Raw genomic sequence first — 25,914 nt, forward strand, 5'->3', positions numbered from 1 at the left:
GGACTTCGATCAGTCCGGAATCGCTTCAGGAGCTTGCCGAGGGGCGGGCGCCGTCAGGGAAGTGATCTTGATCAGCAGCGCCAGGTGGCCGTTGTCGAGATAGTTGAGCTGGCCGTTTTTAGTGTGGCTGTCCTGCTTCAGACGTTCGCTGGCAGTGACCATGCCGTTGGCGTCGATCTGGTTGACCCAGAAGTCGGCGTTCACGTCGGTGAAGCGCCCGAGTTTCATTTCCAGGGTGCCTTCGATCGGGAACTGGCCGAACTGTTCCTTACCGTCGCTGACGGCCACCTTGGTCGGCGCTTCGCCGAGGGTTTGCTGCCAGGCCTTGTGCAGCAGCACGCTGTACTCGCCGCTGGCGCTGAGTTTGTTGGCCACCTCATTCAAGGCAGGTGTGCGCTGGCTGGCATCGTCGAGGCGTTGAGCGCCGGCCGCCCAGTCTTCCGGGGCCGCGCGGCTGACAATCGCCGGTACGGCGTTCTGCCGCACCAGCATCATTTCGACCATGTAGGTGTCATCGGCAAACGCCATCGGTGCTACGAAGCTGAGTAGCAAAGTCAGTGAGCGAAACAGGCGCATGCGGCGTCCTTCAAACAGTTTTCGGGAGGAGGCGCTCGAACAGCGCCTCTACAGTATTAAAGCGCTCTTCCGGGCGTTCCATCGGCACCTGGAACTTGAACATTGTGGCGCCTTCGAATTTGTAGCGTTTTGGCTGAGTCTGAATCAATTTGATCAAGGTCATCGGGTCGACCGGCGTCTGCGCGGCGAACTCGATGCGGCCACCCTGCGGGCCACCGTCGACTTTCTTGATGCCCAGTTGTTCGGCCTGCAACTTCAGCGCGGTGATGCGCACCAGATTCTTGGTCGGCTCCGGCAACAGACCGAAGCGGTCGATCATCTCCACTTGCAGATCCTTCAGGCCTTCCTCGTCGGTGGCCGACGCGATGCGTTTGTACAGAATCAGACGGGCATGCACATCCGGCAGATAGTCTTCCGGAATCAGCGCCGGCACCCGCAGGTTGACCTCCGGGCCACCGCCGAGCGGTTGATCAAGGTTCGGTTGCTCGCCCTTGCGGATCGACTTCACTGCGCGCTCGAGCATTTCCATGTAGAGCGTAAAGCCCACGGCCTGAATCTGCCCGCTCTGGCCGTCGCCGAGCAATTCGCCGGCGCCACGGATTTCCAGGTCGTTGGTCGCCAGCACGAAGCCGGCGCCCAGATCCTGAGTATTGGCAATCGCTTCCAGACGCTTTTCCGCATCCGAAGTGATTTGCTGGCGCGGCGGCGTCAGCAGGTAGGCGTAAGCCTGGTGGTGACTGCGACCCACACGTCCGCGCAACTGGTGCAATTGCGCCAGGCCGAACTTGTCGGCGCGCTCGATGATGATGGTGTTGGCGCTCGGCACGTCGATGCCGGTCTCGATAATGGTCGAGGCGATCAGCACGTTGAAGCGCTTGTGATAGAAGTCGCTCATCACCTGTTCGAGTTCGCGTTCGCGCATCTGCCCATGGCCGATGCCGATCCGCGCTTCCGGCACCAGTTCGGCGAGATCGGCAGCGCACTTCTCGATGGTCTTCACGTCGTTGTGCAAGTAGTAAACCTGCCCACCGCGCAGCAGTTCACGCAGCAGGGCCTCTTTGACCGTGCTCTTGTTCTGCTCCATGACGAAGGTGCGCACCGACAGGCGGCGCGCCGGCGGCGTGGCGATGATCGACAGGTCGCGCATGCCCGACACCGCCATGTTCAGCGTGCGCGGAATCGGCGTGGCGGTCAGCGTGAGAATGTCGACTTCGCTGCGCAGGGCCTTGAGCTGTTCTTTCTGCCGGACACCGAAACGGTGTTCTTCGTCGATAATCACCAGTCCGAGGTTTTTGATCTTCACATCGTCGGACAGCAGCTTGTGCGTACCAATGACGATGTCGATCTTGCCTTCCGCCAGATCGGCAATCGCCGCGTTGACTTCCTTGGCCGATTTGAAGCGACTCATCACTTCCACGGTCACCGGCCAGTCGGCGAAGCGGTCGCGGAAGCTGTTGTAGTGTTGCTGGGCAAGCAGGGTGGTCGGCACCAGAATCGCCACCTGACGCCCGCCGTGTACGGCAATGAACGCGGCGCGCATCGCCACTTCGGTCTTGCCGAAGCCGACGTCGCCGCAGACCAGGCGATCCATCGGCTTCGGCGCGAGCATGTCTTCGCGCACCGCTTCGATGGTCGCTTGCTGATCCGGGGTTTCTTCGAACGGGAAGCCGGCGCTGAACGTCGCGTAATCGGCTTTCGGGTCGGCAAACGCGTAGCCTTCGCGCGCGGCGCGACGGGCATAGATGTCGAGCAATTCAGCAGCGACATCGCGCACCTGTTCGGCGGCTTTGCGCTTGGCTTTCTGCCAGGTTTCGGAGCCGAGGCGGTGCAGCGGCGCCAGTGAGTCATCGCTGCCGGTGTAACGCGCAATCAGATGCAGGTTGGCCACCGGCACATAGAGCTTGGCGTTCTCGGCGTATTCCAGGGTAAGGAATTCCGCCGCCTGATTGTCGATTTCCAGAATCGTCAGGCCCAGATAACGCCCGACACCGTGATCGATGTGCACCACCGGCGCGCCTTCGCGCAGCTCGGTGAGGTTCTTGATCACGGCATCGTTGTTGGCGTCGGCACGTTTTTCCCGGCGACGACGCTGCATCACCCGCTGACCGAACAATGGACTCTCGGCCACCAGCGCCAGCGCCGGGTCATCGAGCATCAAGCCCTCGTCGAGCGGGGCAATGGTGATCGCCAGACGATCCTTGCTCGCAACGAAGTCCGGCCAGCTGTCGACGGTTTTCGGCCTCAGCTTCAGACGTTCCAGCAACTCCAGCAGGACTTCACGCCGGCCCGCGGATTCGGCGGTGAACAGCACGCGTCCGGGGAATTCGTCGAGGAATGCCGAGAGTGCCGCCAGCGGTTGTGTCGCCTTGGCTTCGATCGCCAGGTTCGGCAGCGCTTGCGCCGGGAAGCGCTCGCGACCAGCACCTGATTCGACGTCCTGCTGACTGGCCACTACCCGTGGCCAGCTCTTGAGACGGGCGAAGCAGTCTTCCACCGGCAGGAACAGTTCGGCGGGCGGCAATAAAGGACGTGATGGATCGACGCGGCGCTCTTCGTAGCGATTGCGCACGTCGTTCCAGAAGTTTTCCGCTGCTTGTTCGATACCCGGCAGCGAGAACACTTGCGTGTCCTGCGGCAGGTAATCGAACAGTGTCGAGGTTTCGTCGAAGAACAGCGGCAGGTAGTACTCGATACCGGCGGGCGTGATGCCGCTGCTCAGGTCCTGGAAGATCGGGCAGCGTCGGAAGTCGACATCGAAACGCTCGCGGAACCGCGCCTTGAAGCGGGTGACCGCATCTTTCTGTAGCGGAAATTCTCGCGCCGGCAGCAGCTTGACCGATTCGACCTTGTCGATGGAACGCTGGTTTTCCGGGTCGAAGGTGCGCAGGGTTTCGATTTCGTCGTCGAACAGGTCGATGCGATAGGGCAGTTTGCTGCCCATCGGGAACAGGTCGATCAGCGCACCGCGTACGGTGAACTCGCCGTGCTCGTAAACCGTATCGACGTAGCGATAGCCGCTGGCTTCGAGCCGCGCGCGCATCTGTTCGACATCGAGCTTCTGCCCGACATCCAGCACCAGGCTGCTGCCGAGCAGAAACTTGGTCGGCGCCAGGCGATGCAGGGCGGTGGTGATCGGCACCACCAGCACGCCGTGCGCCAGTTCCGGCAGTCTATAAAGGCTGGCGATACGCTGGGAAATGATGTCCTGGTGCGGCGAGAACAGATCGTACGGCAGGGTTTCCCAGTCGGGGAAATGCAGCACGGGCAAATCCGGGGCGAAGAAACTCAGCTCCTGTTCCAGCCGTTCGGCACTCTGGCTGTCGGCGGTCAGTAGCAGGGTGAAGCGCTTGGCAGCGCTGGCAGCCTCGGCAATCGCGAGGCTGAGGGCAGCACCGGGCAGGTTGCCCCAATGCTGTTTACCTGCCGCGGCAGGGAGAAGCGGTAGACGCAGAACGGGCACGGAAGGTTGAGCTCCAGGCTTTGCGACAAAGTCGGTAATTGTAGCGGCGTCCGGTGCCGGCTGTCAGTTGCAGACTGCGTCTATCTTCGTGGTTTGCACGAAATGTAGTGGTAACCATAAAAACGAGCACTTTTTTTACGGTTATGTAGTGCCGAAATCGACTGGTGTTACGGAGGGTTACAGACATCGTCTAACAGTCGTCGAAAAATTGACTGTGCTGAAAGCCCCGGTTTTACTGGGCTGGCGCGAGGCGTAATTTTTTTGAACGGAATTTTGTTACCGATTGCGCGACAAGCGCGCATTGCTACAAGAGGTTCTCGGCGGCATAATGTAGCCCCTTTTTTCTGCCCCTACATGTGGAAGGTTCCCGTGACTCAGAAGCCCGACCAGTGTCTTGGTGAATGGATCGACCGTGAAGCACTCGCAGAAGCGATGATTCCGCTTATCGGTCAGCTCTACCGCAATAACAACGTGGTGAGCTCGATCTATGGCCGCAGCCTGATCAACCAGTCTGTCATCGCGATTCTCAAAGCTCACCGCTTTGCTCGCCACCGTTCCTCCGACGATAGCGAACTCTCCGTCCACGAAACATTCCCTCTGCTGAAAGCCATGAGCGAGCTCAAGCTCGGCGCAGCTTCGGTAGATCTGGGCAAGTTGGCGTTCAAATTCCGCAGCGAAGGCAATGGCCGCAGCGCCGAGCAGTTCGTGCGTGAAGAACTGGCTGACGTGGTTGGCCAGCAAAACGCTTCGGCCCGCAAAGGCACTGACGTTGTGCTGTACGGCTTCGGTCGTATCGGCCGTCTGCTGGCGCGCATCCTGATCGAGAAAACCGGTGGTGGCGACGGTCTGCGTCTGCGTGCCATCGTCGTGCGCAAGGGCGCCGAAAACGACCTGACCAAACGCGCCAGCCTGCTGCGTCGCGATTCGGTACACGGCCCGTTCAACGGCACCATCGTCATCGACGAAGAAAACAACACCATCACCGCCAACGGTAACCTGATCCAGGTGATCTACGCGAAGAACCCGACCGAGGTGGATTACACCCAGTACGGCATCAAAGATGCGCTGCTGGTGGACAACACCGGTGTGTGGCGTGACGCCGATGGCCTGGGTCAGCACCTGCAATGCCCGGGTGTGGCTCGCGTTGTTCTGACCGCGCCTGGCAAAGGCAAGCTGAAGAACATCGTTCACGGTATCAACCACAACGAAATCACCGCTGACGACAAGATCGTGTCCGCCGCTTCCTGCACCACCAACGCCATCGTGCCGGTGCTGAAGGCTGTGAATGACAAGTTCGGCATCATCAACGGTCACGTCGAAACCGTTCACTCGTACACCAACGACCAGAACCTGATCGACAACTTCCACAAGGGTGACCGTCGTGGCCGTTCCGCCGCGCTGAACATGGTCATCACCGAGACCGGTGCTGCCACCGCCGCTGCCAAGGCCCTGCCTGAGCTGGCCGGCAAGCTGACCGGTAACGCGATCCGCGTTCCGACGCCAAACGTGTCGATGGCCATTCTCAACCTGAACCTTGAGAAAGCTGCCAGCCGTGAGGAGATGAACGAGTACCTGCGCTACATGGCGCTGCACTCCGATCTGCACAAGCAAATCGACTTCGTCAACTCGCAGGAAGTGGTGTCCACTGACTTCGTGGGTTCGCGTCATGCCGGTGTGGTCGACGCTGAAGCAACCATCGTTCAGGACAACCGCGTTGTGCTGTACGTCTGGTACGACAACGAGTTCGGTTACAGCTGCCAAGTGGTTCGCGTGATGGAAGACATGGCCGGTGTAAACCCGCCAGCGTTCCCGCGCTAAGCTATAGCTGCAAATGAAAACGCCCCGGCTTAGGTCGGGGCGTTTTTTTATGCCTGGCAGATCTCTATTGCCTGATCCGGCCTCATCGCTGGCAAGCCAGCTCCCACAGGTTTCCTGGCAGGCTGCGCAATGGCATGTACGCCTCAAGACCTTGTGGGAGCTGGCTTGCCAGCGATGGCGTCCTATCGGGCCCCACCTGTCACAGCGGCTTGCGCAGTGCGCAATTCATGTTTGTTCCCGCGGAACAGCACCAGCGTCGCAATCAACCCCAGCACCGCCGCACCGCTGAGCCAGATTCCCGGCGCAGCCTTGTTGTCCAGCACGTGAATCAGGTAAGTACAGGCCGCAGGCGTAAAGCCCCCAAAGGTCGCTGTCGCCAGGCTATAGGCCAGCGAGAACCCGGTCGTACGCACTTCCACCGGCATGATTTCGGTCAGCGCCACGACCATCGCGCCGTTGTACGAGCCGTACAGGAACGACAGCCACAGCTCGACGATCAGCAGATGACTGAAGCTCGGGTTCGCCACCAGCCACGACAGCGCCGGGTAAGCGGTCAGGATCGCCAGAAGGGTCGCCGCCAGCAGTAGGGGTTTGCGCCCGATCTTGTCGGACACCGCGCCCATCACTGGCAGCCAGAAGAAGTTCGACAGACCGATGCACACCGTTACCAGCAGCGCGTCGAAGTCCGACAGATGCAGTTCAGCCTTGCCGAAGGTCGGCGTGTAGGCGGTAATCAGGTAGAACGAAACCGTGGTCATCACCACCAGCGCCATGCCAGCGATGACGATGCCGAAGTTCTGACCGATCGAGCGGACGATTTCCCGCAGGGTGGGGCGATGCTTGCGCGCCTGGAACTCCGGGGTTTCCTCCAGCGAGCGGCGAATGATGAAGATCACCGGAACGATCATGCAGCCGATCAGGAACGGCACGCGCCAGCCCCAGTCACCCATTTGATCCGGGCTTAGCCAGTGGTTGAGGCCAACACCGAGCAGACCGGCGAACACCACCGCCGCTTGTTGGCTGGCAGACTGCCAACTGACAAAAAAGCCCTTGCGGCCCGGCGTGGCGATTTCCGCCAGATATACCGAAACACCGCCCAGTTCGACGCCGGCCGAGAAGCCTTGCAGCAAGCGACCGAACAGCACGATCAACGGCGCGGCGACACCCAGGGTGGCGTAACCCGGCACGCAGGCGATCAGGATCGTACCGGCGGCCATCAGCGCAAGGGTAATGATCAGGCCCTGGCGACGACCGTGACGGTCAATGTAAGCGCCAAGGAAGATCGCCCCCAGCGGACGCATCAGGAAGCCTGCACCGAAAGTCGCCAGGGAAAGCATCAGGGAAGCGAAGGCGCTGTCGGCCGGGAAGAAGGTTTTGGCAATGGCCGTGGCGTAGAAGCCATAGACCATAAAGTCGAACATCTCGAGAAAGTTGCCGCTGACAACGCGAAAAATCGCTTTGCCTTTGCCCGTGGTCGAGGACATTTTCAGTTACTCATTATTGGTTTCTTGTAACGCGTTGCATCCGATGGGGAGCGTGCGGGCCTTTGATCCATAATGGCCGGCGCGCTTTTATGGGGAGATGAAGAATTGTTCACTGGACGATGGGTTGGGCTTGTGAGTGTGGTGGTTGTCCTCGTGGCCTGTGGCAACGGTGATTCCCTGGAAAGTTTTGGTGGCCCGACCATGGGCAGCACGTATTCGATCAAGTACGTGCGACACGCGGGTATTGCCGAGCCGGCGCAAGTTCGCCGGGAAGTGGAAGGTATCCTCGCTGACGTGGATCGACAGATGTCGACCTATCGCAGTGATTCCGACATCGAGCGCTTCAATGCTTTGCCGGCGAACAGCTGTCAGACCCTGCCTGCCGCTGTACTTGAATTGGTCCGTGTCGGCGAGCAGCTGTCGGAGCAAAGCGAAGGTTCCTACGACCTGACTGTCGAACCGCTGATGAACCTGTGGGGGTTCGGCCCGCAAGGGCGTGAAGAGAAAGTCCCCGACTCCGCCGCGCTGGCCGAAACCCTGCAGCGAGTCGGCTACCGCCATTTGCATATCGACGGCGACCGCTTGTGCAAGGACGCCGCTGTCGAAGTCGACTTCAACAGCATCGCCGCCGGATACGCCGTCGACACCATCGCCGCCAGGCTCGAATCGATGGGCATCCATGACTATCTCGCCGAAGCCACCGGTGAACTCAAGGCCAAAGGCAGAAAGCTCGACGGCTCGTCCTGGCGCATTGCGCTGGAGGCGCCGCGTGATGACCAGCAGGTGGCCGAGCGAATCATTCAGGTCGATGGCTACGGCGTGTCCACCTCCGGGGATTACCGCAACTATTTCCTGCAGGACGGCCGGCGCTATTCCCACACCTTCGATGCGCTGAGCGGGGCGCCGGTCCTGCACAACCTGGCGTCAGTCACGGTAATTCATCCTTCAGCGTTGATGGCCGATGGACTATCGACGCTGTTGCTGATTCTCGGGCCTGAAAGGGCTTGGGACTATGCCGAAAAACACGACATTGGTGCATTCTTCGTGATTCGTGCCGATACAGGCTTTGTTATTCGCACCAGTGCGGCTTTCGAGCGCCTGAGTTGCGCAAAAGTTGACTGAAAACAGGACGAAAGCTGGCGTTGTAGTGCAGGCAAAAGTAGCCTACGACGCGACCAAGGGTTAATGTGCGCGGCGTTGACGCTTCTATAGACTGTGTCCGGGTTCTTTACTGGCCCCCAATTGTTCCTTCGCGCCGCGATTCGGCGTGATTTAGCCGCCGGTGCTGCTGGCACCGCGGCCTGTTCTGAGGAGTACGCATGGCTGTCTACAACTACGACGTGGTGGTGTTGGGTTCCGGCCCGGCGGGAGAAGGCGCGGCAATGAACGCCGCCAAAGCAGGGCGCAAGGTGGCGATGGTCGACAGTCGTCGCCAGGTCGGCGGCAACTGCACCCACCTGGGAACCATCCCGTCCAAGGCCCTGCGTCACTCGGTGCGGCAGATCATGCAGTTCAACACCAACCCGATGTTCCGGGCGATCGGCGAGCCACGCTGGTTCTCCTTCCCGGACGTGTTGAAAAGCGCTGAAAAGGTTATCTCCAAACAAGTCGCTTCGCGCACCGGCTACTACGCCCGTAACCGCGTCGACGTGTTCATCGGTACCGGCAGCTTTGCCGACGAGCAAACCATCGAAGTGGTCTGCGCCAACGGCGTGGTCGAGAAACTGGTGGCCAAGCACATCATCATCGCTACCGGTTCGCGTCCGTATCGCCCGGCGGACATCGATTTCAATCACCCGCGTATCTACGATAGCGACACCATCCTCAGCCTCGGCCACACCCCGCGCAAACTGATCGTGTACGGCGCCGGCGTGATCGGTTGCGAATACGCTTCGATCTTCAGCGGTCTGGGCGTATTGGTTGAACTGGTGGACAACCGTGGTCAGTTGCTGAGCTTCCTCGACTCGGAAATCTCCCAGGCGTTGAGCTACCACTTCAGCAACAACAACATCACCGTGCGCCACAACGAAGATTACGATCGCGTTGAGGGCGTCGATAACGGGGTTATCCTGCACCTGAAGTCCGGCAAGAAGATCAAGGCCGATGCCTTGCTCTGGTGCAACGGCCGTACCGGTAACACCGACCAGCTCGGTCTGGAAAACATCGGGGTCAAGGTCAACAGCCGCGGCCAGATCGAAGTCGACGAGGCTTACCGCACCTGCGTGCCGAACATCTACGGCGCCGGCGACGTGATCGGCTGGCCAAGCCTGGCCAGTGCCGCCCACGACCAGGGTCGCTCGGCGGCCGGCAGCATCGTCGATAACGGTAGCTGGCGCTTTGTGAATGACGTGCCGACCGGTATCTATACCATTCCGGAGATCAGCTCGATCGGCAAGAACGAGCAGGAACTGACCCAGGCCAAAGTGCCGTACGAAGTCGGCAAGGCGTTCTTCAAGAGCATGGCGCGTGCGCAGATCGCCGGCGAGCCGCAAGGCATGCTGAAAATCCTGTTCCACCGTGAAACCCTGGAAGTGCTGGGTGTTCACTGCTTCGGTTATCAGGCGTCGGAGATCGTGCACATCGGTCAGGCGATCATGAACCAGCCGGGTGAGTTGAATACGCTGAAGTACTTCGTCAACACCACGTTCAACTACCCGACCATGGCCGAAGCCTATCGGGTAGCGGCGTACGACGGCCTCAACCGGCTTTTTTGACGGGCTCCGGCCGGTGGCCTGAGCCGGCCGGGGAGACCGATTTCAGCAATTCTCGAGGGTGGCAGTGGCCAAACCGGGAAAGTCTGTAATCAGGCTGTCAACGCCGAAGTCGGCGAGTCTGCGCATCAGCGCAGGCTCGTTGACGGTCCACACCGACACATGCAGCCCCTGACGCTGCGCCTTCTGCAGGCGTTCCGGCGTACACAGTGTCCAGTTCAGCGCCAAGATCTCACAGCCATAGCTGGCGGCGACCTTCAACGGGTCGAGCCAGGCGTATTCGGCGACCAGTCCACGCGATACGTCCGGCACCAGCTCCAGCGCCGCCTTCAGCACTTCCCGCGAACTCGAAGTAATGGTGACCTTGTCCAGCAAGCCATGACGCTGGGCCATTTCGCGAATCGCCAACACGGTGGTGGCGGCGCGGGTGCGTGAAGCGCTTTTGACTTCCAGTTGCCAGTGCTCGAAATCGCACTGTTCGAACAGTTCTTCCAGAGTCGGAATCGGGCACGGCTTGATCCAGCCCGGGCCGCCCTTGCGCGCGTCGTAGGTCACCAGTTCGGCGGCGGTGTGCTCGACCACCTTGCCGCGCCGGTCGGTGGTGCGCTTGAGGGTCGGGTCGTGGATCACCATCAGCTCGCCGTCCTTGGACAGGTGCAGATCCAGTTCGCAACGGCGTACGCCGTGCTTGAGACATTCCTGAAAGCTGGTCAGGGTGTTTTCCGGTGCTTCGCCCTTGGCGCCGCGGTGGCCGTAGATGAGGGTCACGGTGCTTCCTTAATTAAATGCCTAATTCGTTCTGTTCACGGGCCAGGCGTCGTTCCTGGGCCTGTTTCTGCAAGATATAACGGGCGAGCAACTGGCGCTGGGCGTCGGTCAAGTGTTCGAACTCGGTGCCGACGTCGTAGCCATCGCCCTTGCGGTCGCAATGGGTCACGCGGGCACGCAGCAGCAGGCCCAGCGCCTGCGGCATCAGCACCAGTTTCACCGACAGGTGCGCGCCCGTGGCGATTGGCGTCGGGTGCTGAAAGTCGATTCCGCCTTCGGAGAGGATCACCGGTTGCGGCTCGCCAATGTGGCCTAGCACGGTCAGGGCGACCACCTGACTGAGCAGGTCGATGCGTTTGTTCTGGGATTTGAGGAACGCGGCAATCGCCCGGTCGCGCTCGCTGATCTGGCGCAACAGGTGCTGCGACTCGAATTCGCTCAGGTGCAGTTCGCTGAGCAGGTTGAACAGCGGGGAAGCATCCTGCAACACTTCCTGGCCTGCGGCTTCGGGAGCGGACAGGGGCCGAATTTCCAGTGCGATCATGTCCTCGATACGGTAGTATTCGCGGCGATCTTCTTCATCTAATGTCGACATGGCGAACCCATGGTAGCGGCGGTGGTCTGAGTGTAAAGCTGGTTATCGACCCCCGCCACAAGGACGTTCCTTTTCCCTCCGAACAAGCCCCGACATGTTCAGACCTCTCTTCGTATTTATCGGCACGCGTTATACCCGTGCAAAGCGTCGCAATCATTTTGTGTCATTCATTTCCCTGACTTCGATGATCGGGCTCGCCCTCGGCGTGATCGTGATGATCGTGGTGCTATCGGTGATGAACGGCTTCGATCATGAGATGCGCACCCGCGTGCTGGGCATGGTGCCCCACGCGACTCTTGAAACCGGCGAGCCGATCAACGATTGGCAGAGCCTGGCCGCCAAGGTCAAACGCAACCCTGAGGTGACGGCGGTTGCGCCGTTCACCCAGATGCAGGGTTTGCTGACCAACAACGGCCAGGTGTCCAAGGTGTTGCTCAACGCCATCGACCCCGCGCTCGAGCGCAATGTGTCGATCATCGACAACTTCATGAAGCAGGGCAAACTCGACGATTTGACGCCGGGCAGCTTCGGCATCGTCATCGGCGACAAGGCCGCGACCAAGCTCGGCGTAGGCCTGGGTGACAAGGTCACCTTCGTCGCGCCGGAGGTCAGCGTGACCCCGGCCGGGATGTTCCCGCGCATGAAGCGCTTTACTGTGGTCGGCATCTTTCATGTCGGCGCCGGTGAGCTGGACGGCTATCTGGGCGTCACCAACCTGCAGGATCTGGCGAAGATGCACCGCTGGAAGCCTGATCAGGTGCAGGGCATCCGGTTGAAGTTCGATGATCTGTTCCAGGCGCCGCGCGTGGCCTGGACCATCGCCCAGCAGTTGGGCGAAGACCATTACTACGCCCGCGACTGGACCCGTACCCACGGCAACCTGTATCAGGCGATCCGCATGGAAAAAGCCATGATCGGTCTGCTGTTGCTGCTGATCGTCGCGGTGGCTGCGTTCAACATCATTTCCACGCTGGTAATGGTGGTAAATGACAAGAAGAGCGACATCGCCATTCTGCGTACCCTCGGCGCTACGCCGGGGACGATCATGCGTACGTTCATGGTGCAGGGCACCGTGATCGGCGTGGTCGGTACGGCGATTGGCGCGGTGCTCGGTATTCTCGCCGCGCTCAACGTCAGCGCTGCAATTTCCGCCCTCGAAGGGCTGATCGGCCATAAGTTTCTCAACGCCGACGTGTATTTCATCGATTACCTGCCCTCGCAGGTGCAGAGCCAGGACGTGGTCATGGTCTGCGCCGCTGCGTTGGTCCTGAGTTTCCTCGCCACCCTGTATCCCGCCTGGCGTGCCGCGCGCACCCAGCCGGCGGAGGCGCTACGTTATGAGTGAGTCGGGCATGAGTGATAAAGCAATCTTGAGTTGCCGCAACCTGGGCAAATCCTACGAGGAAGGCCCGGAGTCGGTGCAAGTGCTGGCCGGTCTGCAACTGGAGTTGCACCCGGGCGAGCGTGTGGCAATCGTCGGCAAATCCGGTTCCGGCAAAAGTACCTTGCTCAACCTGCTGGGCGGTCTCGACACCCCAACCAAGGGCAGCGTCTGGCTTGACGGCGAAGAGCTGTCAGCGCTGAGCGAAAAGAAGCGTGGCCTGCTACGTAACCGTGCCCTCGGGTTCGTGTACCAGTTCCACCACTTGCTGCCGGAATTCACCGCGCTGGAAAACGTCTGCATGCCGCTGTTGATCGGCAAGACCGCGATCCCGCAAGCACGTCAACGCGCTACGGCGTTGTTGGAGCGCGTGGGACTGGGCCATCGTCTGGAGCACAAACCGGCAGAGCTGTCCGGTGGCGAGCGCCAGCGTGTGGCCATCGCCCGTGCGCTGGTGAACAATCCAGGCCTGGTGATGCTCGACGAGCCAACCGGCAACCTTGATTCGCACACCGCCGAAGGCATTCAGGACTTGATGCTGGAACTCAGCACTTCGATGCGCACGGCGTTCCTGGTGGTGACTCACGACATGAACCTGGCCCGCCAGATGGACCGCGTCCTGCAACTGCAGGAAGGCTGCCTGAATCCAATCGCTTGAGAGCTACTGCGCTCGGAAATACTGCGTTAAAAACAGGCTCGGAATGCTCATTTACAGCCAGTAGACTCCGCTTCCTCGCCTGTTTTTGCCTTGTCTTTCCTTCGCTCGCTACGCTCTCAAACGATTGGCCGCTTTTTTAAGCTTGATTTTTTATACGGTGCCCCAGCGAATGTTCAGACCGTTATCGATCTTTATCGGCACGCGCTATACCCGCGCCAAGCGCCGCAATCGCTTTGTTTCGTTTATCTCGATGACTTCGATGATCGGGCTCGCCCTCGGCGTGCTGGCGATGATCGTGGTGCTGTCGGTGATGAACGGCTTCCAGCGTGAAATGAGCTCGCGCATCCTCGGTATGGTGCCGCACGCGACCATCGTTGGCGTCAAGCCGATCGATGACTGGCAGCCGGTAGCCGCCGCCGCGCTGAAAAATCCTGAAGTGACCGCCGCCGTGCCGTTCACCGAGATGGAAGGCATGCTGTCCTACAAGGGTTTGATGCAGCCGATTCAGATCAGCGGCGTCGATCCGGCCCAGGAAGGCAAGGTGTCGATCGTGGCCCAGCACATTGTGCAGGGACGTCTCGATGACCTGAAACCGGGCGAGTTCGGTGTAGTGATCGGTGAAATCACCGCGCGCCGCTTCCGCCTCAACGTCGGCGACAAGATCACTCTGATCGTGCCGGAAGTCAGCACCGCACCGGGTGGCATTACCCCGCGCATGCAACGGCTGAACGTGGTCGGTGTGTTCAAAGTCGGCGCCGAGTTGGACGGCTCGATGGGCCTGATCCACGTGGCCGATGCCGCGACCATGCAGCACTGGCAGCCGAATCAGGTGCAGAGCGTGCGCCTGGCGGTGAAGGATCTGTACGCTGCGCCGAAAGTCTCCTCGGACATTGCCGCCGGGCTCGGTGCCGAGTTCAAGGCTGACGACTGGACCCACACCCAGGGCAGTCTGTTCAGCGCGATGAAAATGGAAAAAACCATGATCGGCCTGCTGTTGCTGATGATCGTTGCGGTGGCGGCGTTCAACATCATCGCCACGCTGATCATGGTGGTGAACGACAAGGGCGCGGACATCGCGATTCTGCGCACCATCGGCGCCACGCCACGGCAGATCATGGCGATTTTCATGGTGCAGGGCACGGTGATCGGCATTGTCGGTACCCTCATCGGCGGCGTGCTTGGCGTAATTGCCGCGCTGAACGTCAGCGAGATGGTCGGCTGGGTCGAGCGCGTTACCGGGCAGCACATCTTCAGTTCCGACGTGTACTTCGTCAGCAACCTGCCTTCGGAATTGCAGGGCGGGGATGTGCTGTTGATCTGCTCGGCGGGCTTTATTCTGAGCTTCCTGGCGACGGTGTACCCGGCGTTGCGGGCAGCGAAGATTGAGCCGGCTCACGCGCTGAGATATTCGTAAGCGCTGAAATCGCCATCACGGGCAAGCCCGCTCCCACAGGTATTGAGTTGAGTCACCATTATGTGAACGACACAAAACACTGTGGGAGCGGGCTTGCCCGCGATGGGGCCGTACCTGCTGGCCTCAAGCCTCCTTGGGCAACTCGATCACAAACCGCGTCCACCCCGCAGCCGATTCGCAACGGATCTGCCCACCATGCGCCCGGACGATCGATTGGGTAATCGCCAGCCCCAACCCCGCATGCTCACTGCTGCCTTCCTGCCGCGCCGGATCGGCGCGATAGAACCGGTCAAACAGCCGTGGTAACAGCTCTGCCGAAATCTCTTCGCCACTGTTCTCCACCGACACCTGCACCGCGTGTGGCTGATCGACGATGGACAGGCGCACGCTGCCCGCCACCGGAGTAAAACGCAGCGCGTTATCCAGCAGATTCGACAAGGCCCGGCGCAGCATGCTGCGATCGCCCTTTATTCGCGCATGACCTTGGCGGCTCAGCGTCACCCCGGCGTCTTCGGCCAGTGGCGCGAAGAATTCAAGCAACACATCGCTCTCATCCGCCAGCTCCAGCACCTCACGCTTGGGCATCAGCAAACCATGGTCAGCCTTGGCCAGATAAAGCATGTCGTTGACCAGCTGTGCCATCCATTGCAGTTCTTCGAGGTTGCTGTGCAGGGCTTCGCGGTAATCCTCAAGCGGCCGCGGGCGGGTGAGGGTGACCTGGGTGTGGGTCAGCAGGTTCGACAGCGGTGTGCGCAGTTCATGGGCGATGTCGGCAGAAAACGCCGACAGGCGCTGAAACGAGTCATCGAGGCGTCCGAGCATGGCGTTGAAGCTGTGGGCCATTTCTGCCAGCTCCGGCGGCATTTGCGCTTCCGGCAGTCGGGCATTGAGCGATTGTGCAGAAATCCCACGGGCAACTGCACTCATGCGCCGCAGTGGACGCAAGCCGCTGCGCGCCGCCCAGGCGCCGAGCAGTGCGGTGGCCAGCGCCGACAGCCCGACGGTCAGCCAGATCAGATGCTGCATCCGTTGCAGGAAGTGCTGGTGGTGGGTGATATCCAGCAACAGCGTCAGTTGTGGTGTATCGGACTTGTCCGGGTAGAGCGGGGCGTTGAGCACGCGGTAGTCGGCGCCGTCATGGCTGATGGTCGACAGGCCGGATTGTTTCGGCAACTCCGTAGGGATCTGCGTCGAACTGTCGTACCAGCGCTGACCGTCACTGCCGGTAATACGCAGCGCCAGATCGGCCTGGCGGCTCAGCTCATCCGCCAGCCGTGCCTCACGCTGAGCGGGTTGCACATCCTGCAAGGCCCGGCGCAGGCCGATCAGTTTGCCATCCAGCAATTGCTGATCGAGCTCAATGAAGTGCGCCTCGCTGGCGCGGCTGAACAGCACCCCGGCGAACAGCGAGACCACGGCGGTGCACGCGGCAAACAGCAGAGCCAGACGAGAACTCAGCGACAGGCGACGCATCAGGCTGGACGCTCTTCAAGCACGTAACCCATGCCACGCACGGTGTGGATCAGTTTGTTGGGGAATTCATCGTCGATCTTCAGACGCAGGCGACGGATCGCCACTTCGATCACGTTGGTGTCGCTGTCAAAGTTCATGTCCCAGACTTGCGAGGCAATCAACGATTTCGGCAACACTTCACCCTGACGGCGCAGGAGCATTTCCAGCAGGGCGAATTCCTTGGCGGTGAGGTCGATGCGCTGGCCACTGCGTTCGACCCGGCGGCGAATCAGGTCCAGGCGCAGGTCGGCCAGTTGCAGACTGGTTTCCTGGGGTGTCGCACTGCCCCGGCGTAGCAGGCTGCGCACCCGCGCCAGCAACTCGGAGAAGGCGAACGGTTTGACCAGATAGTCGTCGGCGCCGAGTTCGAGGCCATGAACCCGATCCTCGACTGCATCTTTGGCGGTGAGAAACAGCACTGGCGTGTCGAGGCCGGCACTGCGCACCGCGTGCAGAATCTGCCAGCCGCTGCGCCCGGGCAGCATCACGTCGAGGATCAGCAGCGCATAATCACCGCTCAACGCCAGTTGCTGGCCGCTGTTGCCGTCGGCCACCAGTTCCGTGTTGAACCCGGCCTCGGTCAAGCCCTGGCGCAGGTAGTGGCCGGTTTTCGGTTGGTCTTCGACGATCAGCAGTTTCATGGGCGACTCGGATATAGAGAAACGAAAACGTTATACCGTGGGAACAGACGGCGCGCGCCAACCTGACAAAGTTGTAATCTGCCTGTCAGGTAGCTGCCAGCGCGGGCGGGCTAGAGTTTCCCACAGGCTGAACCTTTTCTTGTTGGAGTATGACTATGTTGTTGCGCAACCCTCTGGCCGTCGCCGCCTGCTTGCTGGCACTGAGTTCACCTGTCTGGGCCGCGCCCGCACACACTTATGATTTTGGCCAACCGGCACCAGCAGCCAAGGCTACTCGCAGCATTGAAGTTGTACTGAACGACATGTCGTTCGACCCCAAGGCGATTCAGGTCAAGGCCGGTGAGACGGTTCGCTTTGTCCTGGTGAATAAAGGCCAGTTACTGCACGAATTCAACCTCGGTGATGCGGCGATGCATGCCAGACACCAGCAGGAAATGCTGCAGATGCAGCAAAGCGGCATGCTGACGCCTACCGGCATGAAAGAAATGTCTCACGACATGGCGGGCATGGATCACGGCAGCATGGGCCACGGCATGCAGCACGACGACCCCAACAGTGTGCTGGTCGAGCCTGGCAAGACCGCCGAGCTGACCTGGACCTTCAGCAAGGCCACCAACCTGGAATTTGCCTGCAATATTCCCGGTCACTACCAGGCGGGCATGGTCGGCAAACTGACTGTCAGTCAGTAAGCACTCAAAGGCGGGCGCAAAGGCTGATAGAATCCGCTGATTCTTCAGTCAGGTTTCCGCCATGCATCCCGCAGCCGAACATTCGCCGCTGGGCAAATCCAGCGAATACATCGCCACGTACACGCCGTCACTGCTGTTCCCGATTCCGCGCACCGCGAAATGGGCCGAACTGGGCCTGACCGCCGAAACCCTGCCGTATAAAGGTGTGGATTTCTGGAACTGCTTCGAACTGTCGTGGCTGCTGCCGTCGGGCAAACCGGTGGTGGCGATCGGTGAATTCAGCATTCCGGCGGATTCGCCGAACATCATCGAATCGAAGTCGTTCAAGTTGTACCTGAACTCGCTGAACCAGACGCCGTTTGCCGACATCGCCAGCCTGGAAGCGACGCTGGTCAAGGACCTGTCGGCCGCTGCCGGCAAACCGGTCGGCGTGCGCGTACGCAGCCTGAAAGAGGTCGAAGCCGAAGGCGTCGTGGCGTTGCCGGGCGTGTGCATCGACGATCTGGACATCAGCGTCAGCAACTATGAGCATCCGCGTCCGGAACTGCTGCGTTGCGATGATTCGCGGATTGTCGAAGAGAGCGTGCACAGCCATCTGCTCAAATCCAACTGCCCGGTGACCAGCCAGCCAGACTGGGGCAGCGTGGTCGTGGAATATCGTGGTGCGGCGCTGGATCACGCGAGCCTGCTGGAATACATCGTCAGTTTCCGCCAGCACTCGGACTTCCACGAGCAGTGTGTGGAGCGGATCTTCCTCGACCTGCAGCGTTTGCTGAAGCCGGAGAAGCTCACGGTGTTTGCACGGTATGTGCGCCGCGGCGGGCTGGATATCAACCCGTATCGCAGCACTGAAGCGGTACACCTGCCGAACCACCGACTGGTCCGTCAGTAAGATCAAAAGGTCGCAGCCTGCGGCAGCTCCTACATGAGATTCCCTGTAGGAGCTGCCGCAGGCTGCGATCTTTTTGCTTTTTTGGGATACCCGGGAATCAGATCCCCATGCTGCCCAGCGCATTGACGATATTGCGCAGGGTGCCGGCAATGGCCGGGTGTTCGAGTTCAAAGCGGTCAACCGCCAGGTTCACGCCATCGGCGATACTGGCGTCCTGGGTGGCGCTTTCCAGTTTGATTTCGGTTTCAATCTGCGCCATCAGCGCATGCAAATCTTCACGCTCGGCTTCGGACAGCGGCGGATTCTGCTCCAGTTGCTCGCGCAGGGTGTCGAGTTGTTTTTGCAGTTCTTGGGCGGGCATGGTGGTTTCCTTTTATCAAGAGGCACTGGCATTGACCGCAGCCGCGCGCCAAAGGTCTATGGCTGACCTTTAGATTAATCCACTCTGCTGCAACCTGCATGATCCCGGTCAGGGCTTTTCGCCCTTGAGGCGGCGCAGGTTGATGTCGGCCAGGCAGGTGTCGAGTTCGCCCAGATGATCGATCACCGAATGCACGCCAAGATTGAACAACTGCAGGGTCGCCTTGCCGCGGCGCTGTTCGCGTTCCTGTTGGCTCAAGGCTTGCCACTCGCTCGGCGACAGGCCGCACAACGAGCCGCAGGAGGCCAGGCCAATGGTCCACAGCCCGGCGTTGAGGCCCGCTTGCAGCAGGCGCGGCTCGCCACTGACCAGCACGCAGCCATCCAGACGGCTGACGTTCAAGCCCATCAGTGCCTGCCAACAGGCATTCGGCGCGGGCCATGGATTGATTGTTGCTGAATATTGCGTAGGTTTGATCCACGCCGGCAGCGAGGCCGCCAAAGGGTGCGCGAGGGCAGGGGGCAACTCATCGATCCACGCACAGGGAATCTCCTGGCGCTGCAGGCTGAGCAGGCTGTCGAGGGCGCCGGGTGTGGCGTCGGCGTGCTCGGGCAGCATGCTGGCGTGTTGCCGGGCACGGGCACCGAAATCCACCAGACAGCCACTGAGTCCGAACAGCACGGCGGTCAGGCCGGGCGCGGCGACAGGCAAGGCTTCAGCGTGGGTCATGGCAACGTCCCTGAAATAGTCACGAGGTTAGGCGACATCGGTGACAGCTGGATGACAGGTGTGTGAAGGCGCTCTCTGGAAACGTCCTGCATTACTCTTGACAGGTAGACTGCCCAAAACGGCTTTTGCGCTTATACTAGCGGTCTTAACGCTTGGGCCGACGGTGCCCGCGCCAGTACGAATCCAAGGAGCTTTTCTATGCGCTGGAGCAATCCTCTCGCTCAGCTATGTGTATGTGCCAGCGTCTTGCTGGTTCCGTTCGCCGCCAATGCTGCAACGGAAGAAGACCCTTGGGAAAGCGTCAACCGCCCGATCTTCCAGTTCAACGACTTCGTTGACACCTACGCGCTCAAGCCGCTGGCGCAGGGCTACGAGTACGTGACGCCGCAGTTCCTTGAAGACGGCATCCACAACATGTTCCGCAACGTCGGTGACGTCACCAACCTGGCGAACAATATTCTGCAGGCCAAGCCCGCAGCCGCTGGTGTTGATACCGCGCGCATCATCTTCAACACCACGTTCGGCCTGCTGGGCTTCTTCGATGTCGGCACCAAAATGGGCCTGAATCGCAGCGATGAAGACTTCGGTCAGACCCTCGGTTACTGGGGCGTCAGCAGCGGCCCTTACGTGATGCTGCCGTTGCTCGGCCCGAGCACCCTGCGTGATGCGCCGTCCAAGTACGTCGACAGCTACACCGGTCCGTACCGCTACATCAACGACGTGCCTGTGCGTAACTCGGTGTTCGGCCTGAACATCGTCGACACCCGTGCCAGCCTGCTGTCGAGCGAGAAGCTGATCAGCGGCGACAAGTACACCTTCATCCGCAACGCCTACCTGCAGAACCGCGAGTTCAAGGTCAAGGATGGTCACGTCGAAGATGATTTTTAATCTCGACCGATGACAGAAGGCGGCCCGTGAGGCCGCCTTTTTTGTGTGCGCTTATTTCATCTTCAGAATGCTCAGGCCGAGCTTCTGGCTGTCGCCATCCTGGGCCTTGACCCAGACCACTTCGGTCTCCGCTTCCAGCCCGCTCAAGGCGGCATGATCGGAGTCGATGCGCACGCTCAAACGGTCGCCAACCGCGAACTGGCGCGGTGCCTCAACCTGCATGCCGCTGCTCGAGAGGTCGATGCACACGGCTGATACCTCATCACCTTCATGGATCAACACCACATCGGCATCGACCCGCATGCGGATGAAATCACGCTTTTCGCTGTAGTCCCGACCGGTTTGACTCATGGTTTTGACCTTCCATTGGGTTACGGTTTGAGCGGTTCTTATAACTCTCGGTGATTTGACAAGTAAAGTCGTCAAGCGACCATCGGCGCATGCTTGAAACGCCCCGCGGATGGGAGTACCGTCTGCGCCTTAGAAGGGCACCTCTGGTGCAATCGCGTTCCGGGCCACTGCTCGAAAGCGGTGCAGCAGAGAGGCTAGAAAGCGAATCCAGTAGTCTGAGCCGGGCCGATGCCCCGCCTGCTACGCCAACCTAATTCTGGCGCCGTTTGCCCACATGCCAAAAACCAGTGCCACGCTGCTGATAATCGATGATGACGAAGTAGTGCGCGCGAGCCTCGCGGCCTATTTGGAAGACAGTGGTTTCAGCGTCCTGCAGGCCAGCAACGGCCAACAGGGTCTTCAGGTATTCGAGCAAGACAAGCCCGACTTGGTCATCTGCGATCTGCGCATGCCGCAGATGGGTGGTCTCGAACTCATCCGTCAGGTCACCGAGCGGTCACCGCAAACGCCGATGATCGTCGTTTCGGGTGCCGGCGTGATGAACGACGCGGTCGAGGCGCTGCGCCTGGGTGCGGCGGACTACCTGATCAAGCCTCTTGAAGACCTGGCCGTGCTCGAGCACTCGGTGCGTCGCGCGCTGGATCGTGCGCGCCTGCTGCTGGAGAACCAGCGCTACCGCGAGAAGCTGGAGAAGGCCAACCGCGAGCTTGAAGCCAGCCTGAACCTGCTGCAGGAAGACCAGAACGCCGGTCGCCAGGTGCAGATGAACATGCTGCCGGAAAGCCCGTGGCGCATCGACGAGTTCCAGTTTGCCCACCAGATCATCCCGTCGCTGTACCTGTCGGGTGATTTTGTCGACTACTTCCGCGTCGACGAGCGTCGGGTGGCGTTCTACCTGGCCGACGTGTCGGGGCATGGTGCCTCTTCAGCGTTCGTCACCGTGCTGCTGAAGTTCATGACCACGCGCTTGCTGTTCGAATCCAAGCGCAACGGCACATTGCCGGAATTCAAGCCTTCGGAAGTCCTTGGTCATATCAACCGGGGGCTGATCAGTTGTAAGCTGGGCAAACACGTCACAATGGTCGGTGGAGTCATCGACGAGGAGACCGGTTTGTTGACCTATAGCATCGGCGGCCATCTGCCGTTGCCTGTGTTGTACACGCCTGACAGTGTTCGTTACCTCGAAGGCCGCGGTTTGCCGGTGGGCCTTTTCAACGAGGCCACCTACGAAGATCACGTGCTTGAGCTGCCACCGACGTTCAGCCTGACGCTGATGTCCGACGGTATTCTGGATCTGTTGCCAGAACCTACGCTCAAGGAAAAAGAAGCCGCTTTGCCACAACGGGTGAAGTCGGCGGGCGGCAGCCTGGATGGTCTGCGGCAAGTGTTTGGATTGGCCACGCTAGGGGAGATGCCGGATGATATCGCCCTGTTGGTGTTGAGCAGGAACCTTCAATGAGTACCGGTAGAATCCAGTTCGCCGAGCAGGACGGCACCTTCGTCCTGAAGTTCGTCGGTGAAGTTCGCCTGACCCTGTGTTCGGCGTTGGATGCGACTATTGAGAAAATCTTCACCGCGTTGAATTTCAACGCGATCGTGATCGATTTGACCGAAACCCGCAGCATCGACAGCACCACCCTTGGCCTGTTGGCCAAGCTGTCGATCCTGTCGCGGCAAAAGGTCGGCCTGCTGCCGACCGTCGTCACCACCCACGAAGACATTACCCGTCTGTTGCAGTCGATGGGCTTCGAGCAGGTGTTCAACATCGTTAACCACCCGGTGCCGTGCCCCGAGTGTCTGGATGACCTGCCGGATCAGGACCAGTCAGAGGAAGTGGTGCGGATCAAGGTGCTCGAAGCGCACAAGATCCTCATGGGCCTGAACGACTCCAATCGTGAAGCCTTCCATGATCTGGTGAATGCCCTCGAAAGACACTGATTCTTTGGGGTTGAGGTTGTCTGTTCCGGCCTCTTCGCGGGCAAGCCCGCTCCCACAGTGATTGAGTGAACCCGAGATCTTCATTCCACACCTGACCCTGTGGGAGCGGGCTTGCCCGCGAATGCGTCAGTCCAGACGATGCATCTTCCGGCACTGCATAAATAAAAAGGGCGAACCCAACCGGGTTCGCCCTTTTTGCATTTCAACCGCTCAGATCACAGCTTGGCCTGCAACAGCGCCTCGAGCTTCTCCTGGTCACGGGCAAACTGACGGATGCCCTCAGCCAGTTTCTCGGTAGCCATCGCGTCTTCGTTGGACAGCCAGCGGAATTGCGCTTCGTTGAGGCTCAGACGCGCTTCGCCGGCGTGGCCCGGGGCGAGTTTGCGCTCCAGTTTGCCGGTGTCGGCTGCCAGCTTGTCGATCAGATCCGGGCTGATGGTCAGGCGGTCGCAGCCGGCCAGTTGTTCGATCTGGCTCAGATTGCGGAAGCTGGCGCCCATGACCACGGTCTTGTAGTCATTGGCCTTGTAGTAGTTGTAGATGCGTGTGACCGACTGCACGCCCGGATCATCGGCACCGGTGTAGTCGTTGCCGTTTGCCTTTTTGTACCAGTCGTAGATGCGGCCCACGAACGGCGAGATCAGGAACACCCCGGCGTCAGCGCAAGCGGCAGCCTGAGCGAAGGAGAACAGCAGGGTCAGGTTGGTCTGGATGCCTTCCTTTTCGAGGATCTCGGCTGCGCGGATGCCTTCCCAGGTCGACGCGATCTTGATCAGCACGCGGTCACGGCCGATGCCGGCCTTGTCGTACAGCTCGATCAGGCGATGCGCACGCTTGAGCACGGCGTCCTGGTCGAACGACAGGCGCGCATCCACTTCGGTGGAAATGCGGCCCGGAATCACTTTGAGGATTTCCTGGCCCACGGCGACGCCGAAACGGTCGCTGGCCAGACCCACGTCGCCCTTGCAGTCGCTGACGCAGGCGTTCAGCAGCTCGGCGTAGGCGGGGATGGCGGCTGCCTTGAGCAGCAGGGAAGGGTTGGTGGTGGCGTCGACCGGCTTGACCCGGGCGATCGCTTCGAAGTCGCCGGTGTCGGCAACTACGGTGGTCATTTGTTTGAGTTGTTCCAGCTTGGAAGTCATGGGTGTGCTCTGTCCTGTGGGTTTGACGACATTACCCGAGCGCTGACAGCCACTCAAGGGCATCAAGGCGTAACGGGTTCCCCGGGGGCAACAACCTGAAAACGGCTGTTTGAAGGGTGGGGCGCGGTATCGATGAATACGATGCCAAAATCGGCCGCAGGTTCAAAGCAACTGACGGCCAGCGCCCCTTGAGCACATTGATGGAGGTTATTGCTGGCTCAGCTGGGTTTTGACCGCAGTTTCTGCCGGTTTCGGCTGGCCATCGGACGTCAACAGACCGAAATTCTTTTCGCGGTCATTGCTGCCGGTGTCGCTGTTTTTCCATTCGTAAATCGAAGTCAGGGCAATGTTGCGGGTTTTGATATCGGCCACGAATGCGCTGATTTTGCTGGCCTGCCCCTCAATCCCGCCGTTGGAGGCGAGCGCCGAGATGCCCCATTCGCTGATCACCCCCGGCAGATGGAAGTTCTGCTGGATAAACGCCTGGGCGGTGCTGATCTGCGTGCCGCTCATGCCGTAGGGATGATAGGAGACCGCGTTGAGGCATTTGGGGTATTCGCTGACGATTCGGTTGAGTGCCACGGTGGACGCCGAGCCGGCAGTCGGCGGCCGGGCAAAACCAAAACCGATCACCGGGACAGTCTGGGGTTTGTCTTGCAGGGTCTTGCACGCTGCGCTCATGAACGGCACGAAGGTCGTGTCGAAATTGCCGGTCGGCCAGTAGGTGCCGAGGTCCGGCTCATTCCATAGCTCGATCGCCACCAGTTGTGAGCCATAGGTCGCTGCCAGGCTGGTCAGCGCGTTGGCATACGCGATCCCCGCGTTCGCCAGATCATTGGCCGGTAACGGCTTGGTCGCGCGCAGGGTCATCAACACCGGCAGACCAGCAGCGCGGGCCACGGCGAAGGCATTGCTGATCTGCTTCTGGTAGGCCGCGCTGGGCAGGCTGTCAGTCCATACGCCAAAACGCACGAAACTGAAGCCGGTGGCTTTGACGCGCTCGGCGTCGGCAGCGGAGAAGGTCTGGACTTTGACCTGAACCCCGATGGTTTTATTGGCGGGCAATGCCGGGAACAGTTCATTGGCCTGGCTCTGGCAGGTTGCCGCCAGCAGTAACAGGGTCAGGGCGCTCAGGGGTTTGAGATGGGCTGATTTCATGTCGGTTCTCCGGGTGAGAAGTGACAACGGCGAAAAGGTATCTCGAGATAACTGTTTCGAAACTAACAATGGCACTAAGTGCGCCAATGTTATTTTTTGTCAGGAAAACCCGACCTGAAAATCACAGTTATTTTTAGTCCGTTAATTGTGTTTTGGCGGCTTTTGACCCTGTGGTACTTAATACGCTGGTACTAACAGGGCGAATCTATTTCTGAGTGCAGGATGATCTAGTGGGTTCATTAAGATTCGCACTAGATGTTGGCAGAATGATATTACACAGGAAAGTAAACCTTGTTCAGAAATATCCTGGTTGTGTGCGTTGGCAATATTTGCCGAAGTCCGACAGCAGAACTTCTGCTGCGCAACGCGCTGACCCCCTCAACCATCTCCGTGACTTCCGCAGGCCTCGCAGCGCGAGTCGGCGAAGGCATGGAAGCCTCGGCACGCCAGGTGCTGGAAGACCACGGGCACAGCGCCGAGGGGTTCAAGGCGCGGCAATTGACGACCGATATCGTCAATGCATCAGACCTGATTCTGGTCATGGAAAAACAACATGTGAATCAGGTGCTGAAGATTGCTTCGCACGCCCGAGGCAAAGTGTTTCTTCTTGGCAAGTGGCAGAGCGAACGAGAAATACAGGATCCGTATCGTCAAGGTAAGGCCGCTTTTATTCATGCCCATGCATTGATTGAAGATGCTGTTAGCTCGTGGGCGCAGCGCCTCGGACATTGATGAATATTCTTCAGAT

The 25,914-nt window shown here is 60.0% G+C and carries 24 protein-coding genes; 12 read left to right on the forward strand and 12 right to left on the reverse strand.

Translation table 11 applies throughout. The annotated features are described in order from the left end of the window. Window positions 1–9: 9 nt before the first annotated feature. Window positions 10–576 (reverse strand): CsiV family protein, encoded by a 567-nt coding sequence (locus AB1J88_RS02135; protein WP_430290071.1) that lies wholly within the window; start codon window positions 574–576, stop codon window positions 10–12. A 10-nt stretch (window positions 577–586) separates the two neighbouring features. Beyond that, complete coding sequence (gene mfd / locus AB1J88_RS02140) at window positions 587–4,036, reverse strand: transcription-repair coupling factor (RefSeq protein WP_041068978.1); 3,450 nt, start codon at window positions 4,034–4,036, stop codon at window positions 587–589. Window positions 4,037–4,390: 354 nt separating this feature from the next. Between mfd and AB1J88_RS02145 the strand changes: the two genes are divergently transcribed. Beyond that, window positions 4,391–5,854, forward strand: a complete 1,464-nt coding sequence (locus tag AB1J88_RS02145; protein WP_003226583.1) for a glyceraldehyde-3-phosphate dehydrogenase — start codon at window positions 4,391–4,393, stop codon at window positions 5,852–5,854. A 182-nt stretch (window positions 5,855–6,036) separates the two neighbouring features. On the opposite strand, the gene AB1J88_RS02150 is transcribed toward AB1J88_RS02145, so the two are convergent. Further along, window positions 6,037–7,338 carry an MFS transporter gene (locus AB1J88_RS02150; protein ID WP_222018820.1) on the reverse strand — a complete coding sequence of 434 codons (1,302 nt, stop codon included), beginning with the start codon at window positions 7,336–7,338 and terminating at the stop codon, window positions 6,037–6,039. Window positions 7,339–7,410: 72 nt separating this feature from the next. Between AB1J88_RS02150 and AB1J88_RS02155 the strand changes: the two genes are divergently transcribed. Together AB1J88_RS02155 and sthA are read left to right on the forward strand one after the other, a co-directional pair. Continuing rightward, window positions 7,411–8,460 carry an FAD:protein FMN transferase gene (locus tag AB1J88_RS02155; protein WP_430290072.1) on the forward strand — a complete coding sequence of 350 codons (1,050 nt, stop codon included), beginning with the start codon at window positions 7,411–7,413 and terminating at the stop codon, window positions 8,458–8,460. Between the two features lie 197 nt (window positions 8,461–8,657). Next, window positions 8,658–10,052 carry a Si-specific NAD(P)(+) transhydrogenase gene (gene sthA / locus AB1J88_RS02160; protein WP_041068973.1) on the forward strand — a complete coding sequence of 465 codons (1,395 nt, stop codon included), beginning with the start codon at window positions 8,658–8,660 and terminating at the stop codon, window positions 10,050–10,052. Window positions 10,053–10,094: 42 nt separating this feature from the next. Here the strand turns inward: sthA and AB1J88_RS02165 are convergent, their stop codons facing one another. Both AB1J88_RS02165 and AB1J88_RS02170 read right to left on the reverse strand, forming a co-directional pair. After that, entirely contained in the window at window positions 10,095–10,817 is a 723-nt protein-coding gene (locus AB1J88_RS02165) for a glycerophosphodiester phosphodiesterase (protein ID WP_041068969.1), read from the reverse strand. Window positions 10,818–10,830: 13 nt separating this feature from the next. Further along, window positions 10,831–11,412 carry a PilZ domain-containing protein gene (locus tag AB1J88_RS02170; RefSeq protein ID WP_041068966.1) on the reverse strand — a complete coding sequence of 194 codons (582 nt, stop codon included), beginning with the start codon at window positions 11,410–11,412 and terminating at the stop codon, window positions 10,831–10,833. 94 nt (window positions 11,413–11,506) lie between these two features. On the opposite strand from AB1J88_RS02170, the gene AB1J88_RS02175 reads away from it, so the two are divergent. From AB1J88_RS02175 to AB1J88_RS02185, 3 genes are all read left to right on the forward strand, one after another. Beyond that, window positions 11,507–12,757 (forward strand): lipoprotein-releasing ABC transporter permease subunit, encoded by a 1,251-nt coding sequence (locus AB1J88_RS02175; RefSeq protein ID WP_041068963.1) that lies wholly within the window; start codon window positions 11,507–11,509, stop codon window positions 12,755–12,757. A 7-nt stretch (window positions 12,758–12,764) separates the two neighbouring features. Further along, entirely contained in the window at window positions 12,765–13,451 is a 687-nt protein-coding gene (lolD, locus tag AB1J88_RS02180) for a lipoprotein-releasing ABC transporter ATP-binding protein LolD (RefSeq protein WP_430290073.1), read from the forward strand. A 169-nt stretch (window positions 13,452–13,620) separates the two neighbouring features. Beyond that, window positions 13,621–14,865 (forward strand): lipoprotein-releasing ABC transporter permease subunit, encoded by a 1,245-nt coding sequence (locus AB1J88_RS02185; protein WP_041068958.1) that lies wholly within the window; start codon window positions 13,621–13,623, stop codon window positions 14,863–14,865. 123 nt (window positions 14,866–14,988) lie between these two features. On the opposite strand, the gene AB1J88_RS02190 is transcribed toward AB1J88_RS02185, so the two are convergent. Both AB1J88_RS02190 and AB1J88_RS02195 read right to left on the reverse strand, forming a co-directional pair. Continuing rightward, window positions 14,989–16,338 (reverse strand): heavy metal sensor histidine kinase, encoded by a 1,350-nt coding sequence (locus tag AB1J88_RS02190; protein ID WP_430290074.1) that lies wholly within the window; start codon window positions 16,336–16,338, stop codon window positions 14,989–14,991. Beyond that, window positions 16,338–17,018: a heavy metal response regulator transcription factor gene (locus AB1J88_RS02195; RefSeq protein ID WP_086793379.1), complete on the reverse strand. Its 681-nt coding sequence runs from the start codon at window positions 17,016–17,018 to the stop codon at window positions 16,338–16,340. The genes AB1J88_RS02190 and AB1J88_RS02195 overlap by 1 nt, the downstream gene beginning before the upstream one ends. A gap of 155 nt (window positions 17,019–17,173) precedes the next feature. On the opposite strand from AB1J88_RS02195, the gene AB1J88_RS02200 reads away from it, so the two are divergent. Both AB1J88_RS02200 and queF read left to right on the forward strand, forming a co-directional pair. Next, window positions 17,174–17,707, forward strand: a complete 534-nt coding sequence (locus AB1J88_RS02200; protein ID WP_430290075.1) for a cupredoxin domain-containing protein — start codon at window positions 17,174–17,176, stop codon at window positions 17,705–17,707. A 61-nt stretch (window positions 17,708–17,768) separates the two neighbouring features. Beyond that, entirely contained in the window at window positions 17,769–18,599 is an 831-nt protein-coding gene (gene queF / locus AB1J88_RS02205; protein WP_222018826.1) for an NADPH-dependent 7-cyano-7-deazaguanine reductase QueF, read from the forward strand. 97 nt (window positions 18,600–18,696) lie between these two features. Here the strand turns inward: queF and AB1J88_RS02210 are convergent, their stop codons facing one another. After that, on the reverse strand, window positions 18,697–18,960 hold the full coding sequence (locus tag AB1J88_RS02210) for a DUF4404 family protein (protein ID WP_041074003.1): 264 nt from the start codon (window positions 18,958–18,960) through the stop codon (window positions 18,697–18,699). Between the two features lie 108 nt (window positions 18,961–19,068). Beyond that, complete coding sequence (locus AB1J88_RS02215; protein ID WP_041074005.1) at window positions 19,069–19,689, reverse strand: hypothetical protein; 621 nt, start codon at window positions 19,687–19,689, stop codon at window positions 19,069–19,071. Between the two features lie 198 nt (window positions 19,690–19,887). Between AB1J88_RS02215 and AB1J88_RS02220 the strand changes: the two genes are divergently transcribed. Next, entirely contained in the window at window positions 19,888–20,577 is a 690-nt protein-coding gene (locus AB1J88_RS02220; protein ID WP_041074007.1) for an MlaA family lipoprotein, read from the forward strand. Window positions 20,578–20,628: 51 nt separating this feature from the next. Here the strand turns inward: AB1J88_RS02220 and AB1J88_RS02225 are convergent, their stop codons facing one another. Further along, the gene (locus tag AB1J88_RS02225; protein WP_095668728.1) at window positions 20,629–20,928 is read right to left on the reverse strand and encodes a PilZ domain-containing protein; all 300 of its coding nucleotides are present in this window, start codon (window positions 20,926–20,928) and stop codon (window positions 20,629–20,631) included. Window positions 20,929–21,202: 274 nt separating this feature from the next. Here AB1J88_RS02225 and rssB point away from each other — a divergent pair, with 274 nt between their 5' ends. Together rssB and rssC are read left to right on the forward strand one after the other, a co-directional pair. Further along, window positions 21,203–22,387, forward strand: coding sequence for a two-component system response regulator RssB (gene rssB / locus AB1J88_RS02230; protein WP_041074010.1), 1,185 nt, complete (start codon window positions 21,203–21,205; stop codon window positions 22,385–22,387). After that, complete coding sequence (gene rssC, locus AB1J88_RS02235; RefSeq protein ID WP_003226553.1) at window positions 22,384–22,866, forward strand: anti-sigma factor antagonist RssC; 483 nt, start codon at window positions 22,384–22,386, stop codon at window positions 22,864–22,866. Before rssB ends, rssC begins: the two co-directional genes overlap by 4 nt. Before the next feature lie 215 nt (window positions 22,867–23,081). Here the strand turns inward: rssC and tal are convergent, their stop codons facing one another. Continuing rightward, a complete protein-coding gene (gene tal, locus AB1J88_RS02240) occupies window positions 23,082–24,008 on the reverse strand; it encodes a transaldolase (protein ID WP_027611470.1) in 927 nt (308 codons plus the stop codon). Between the two features lie 207 nt (window positions 24,009–24,215). Further along, window positions 24,216–25,166: a glycosyl hydrolase family 5 gene (locus AB1J88_RS02245; protein WP_430290076.1), complete on the reverse strand. Its 951-nt coding sequence runs from the start codon at window positions 25,164–25,166 to the stop codon at window positions 24,216–24,218. A 291-nt stretch (window positions 25,167–25,457) separates the two neighbouring features. Here AB1J88_RS02245 and AB1J88_RS02250 point away from each other — a divergent pair, with 291 nt between their 5' ends. After that, window positions 25,458–25,898, forward strand: coding sequence for a low molecular weight protein-tyrosine-phosphatase (locus tag AB1J88_RS02250; RefSeq protein ID WP_108183325.1), 441 nt, complete (start codon window positions 25,458–25,460; stop codon window positions 25,896–25,898). The last annotated feature ends 16 nt before the right edge of the window (window positions 25,899–25,914 follow it).

The organism is Pseudomonas sp. S8, from assembly GCF_050473925.1.
Lineage (GTDB): Bacteria > Pseudomonadota > Gammaproteobacteria > Pseudomonadales > Pseudomonadaceae > Aquipseudomonas > Aquipseudomonas parakoreensis.

Bases quoted from the DNA above. Each gene is read 5' to 3' on its own strand.
- AB1J88_RS02135 (WP_430290071.1), bottom strand. From the start codon at position 576: ATGCGCCTGTTTCGCTCACTGACTTTGCTACTCAGCTTCGTAGCACCG.
- AB1J88_RS02145 (WP_003226583.1), top strand. From the start codon at position 4,391: ATGTGGAAGGTTCCCGTGACTCAGAAGCCCGACCAGTGTCTTGGTGAA.
- AB1J88_RS02150 (WP_222018820.1), bottom strand. From the start codon at position 7,338: ATGTCCTCGACCACGGGCAAAGGCAAAGCGATTTTTCGCGTTGTCAGC.
- AB1J88_RS02155 (WP_430290072.1), top strand. From the start codon at position 7,411: ATGGCCGGCGCGCTTTTATGGGGAGATGAAGAATTGTTCACTGGACGA.
- sthA (WP_041068973.1), top strand. From the start codon at position 8,658: ATGGCTGTCTACAACTACGACGTGGTGGTGTTGGGTTCCGGCCCGGCG.
- AB1J88_RS02170 (WP_041068966.1), bottom strand. From the start codon at position 11,412: ATGTCGACATTAGATGAAGAAGATCGCCGCGAATACTACCGTATCGAG.
- AB1J88_RS02175 (WP_041068963.1), top strand. From the start codon at position 11,507: ATGTTCAGACCTCTCTTCGTATTTATCGGCACGCGTTATACCCGTGCA.
- lolD (WP_430290073.1), top strand. From the start codon at position 12,765: ATGAGTGATAAAGCAATCTTGAGTTGCCGCAACCTGGGCAAATCCTAC.
- AB1J88_RS02185 (WP_041068958.1), top strand. From the start codon at position 13,621: ATGTTCAGACCGTTATCGATCTTTATCGGCACGCGCTATACCCGCGCC.
- AB1J88_RS02190 (WP_430290074.1), bottom strand. From the start codon at position 16,338: ATGCGTCGCCTGTCGCTGAGTTCTCGTCTGGCTCTGCTGTTTGCCGCG.
- AB1J88_RS02195 (WP_086793379.1), bottom strand. From the start codon at position 17,018: ATGAAACTGCTGATCGTCGAAGACCAACCGAAAACCGGCCACTACCTG.
- AB1J88_RS02200 (WP_430290075.1), top strand. From the start codon at position 17,174: ATGTTGTTGCGCAACCCTCTGGCCGTCGCCGCCTGCTTGCTGGCACTG.
- queF (WP_222018826.1), top strand. From the start codon at position 17,769: ATGCATCCCGCAGCCGAACATTCGCCGCTGGGCAAATCCAGCGAATAC.
- AB1J88_RS02210 (WP_041074003.1), bottom strand. From the start codon at position 18,960: ATGCCCGCCCAAGAACTGCAAAAACAACTCGACACCCTGCGCGAGCAA.
- AB1J88_RS02215 (WP_041074005.1), bottom strand. From the start codon at position 19,689: ATGACCCACGCTGAAGCCTTGCCTGTCGCCGCGCCCGGCCTGACCGCC.
- AB1J88_RS02220 (WP_041074007.1), top strand. From the start codon at position 19,888: ATGCGCTGGAGCAATCCTCTCGCTCAGCTATGTGTATGTGCCAGCGTC.
- AB1J88_RS02225 (WP_095668728.1), bottom strand. From the start codon at position 20,928: ATGAGTCAAACCGGTCGGGACTACAGCGAAAAGCGTGATTTCATCCGC.
- rssB (WP_041074010.1), top strand. From the start codon at position 21,203: ATGCCAAAAACCAGTGCCACGCTGCTGATAATCGATGATGACGAAGTA.
- rssC (WP_003226553.1), top strand. From the start codon at position 22,384: ATGAGTACCGGTAGAATCCAGTTCGCCGAGCAGGACGGCACCTTCGTC.
- tal (WP_027611470.1), bottom strand. From the start codon at position 24,008: ATGACTTCCAAGCTGGAACAACTCAAACAAATGACCACCGTAGTTGCC.
- AB1J88_RS02245 (WP_430290076.1), bottom strand. From the start codon at position 25,166: ATGAAATCAGCCCATCTCAAACCCCTGAGCGCCCTGACCCTGTTACTG.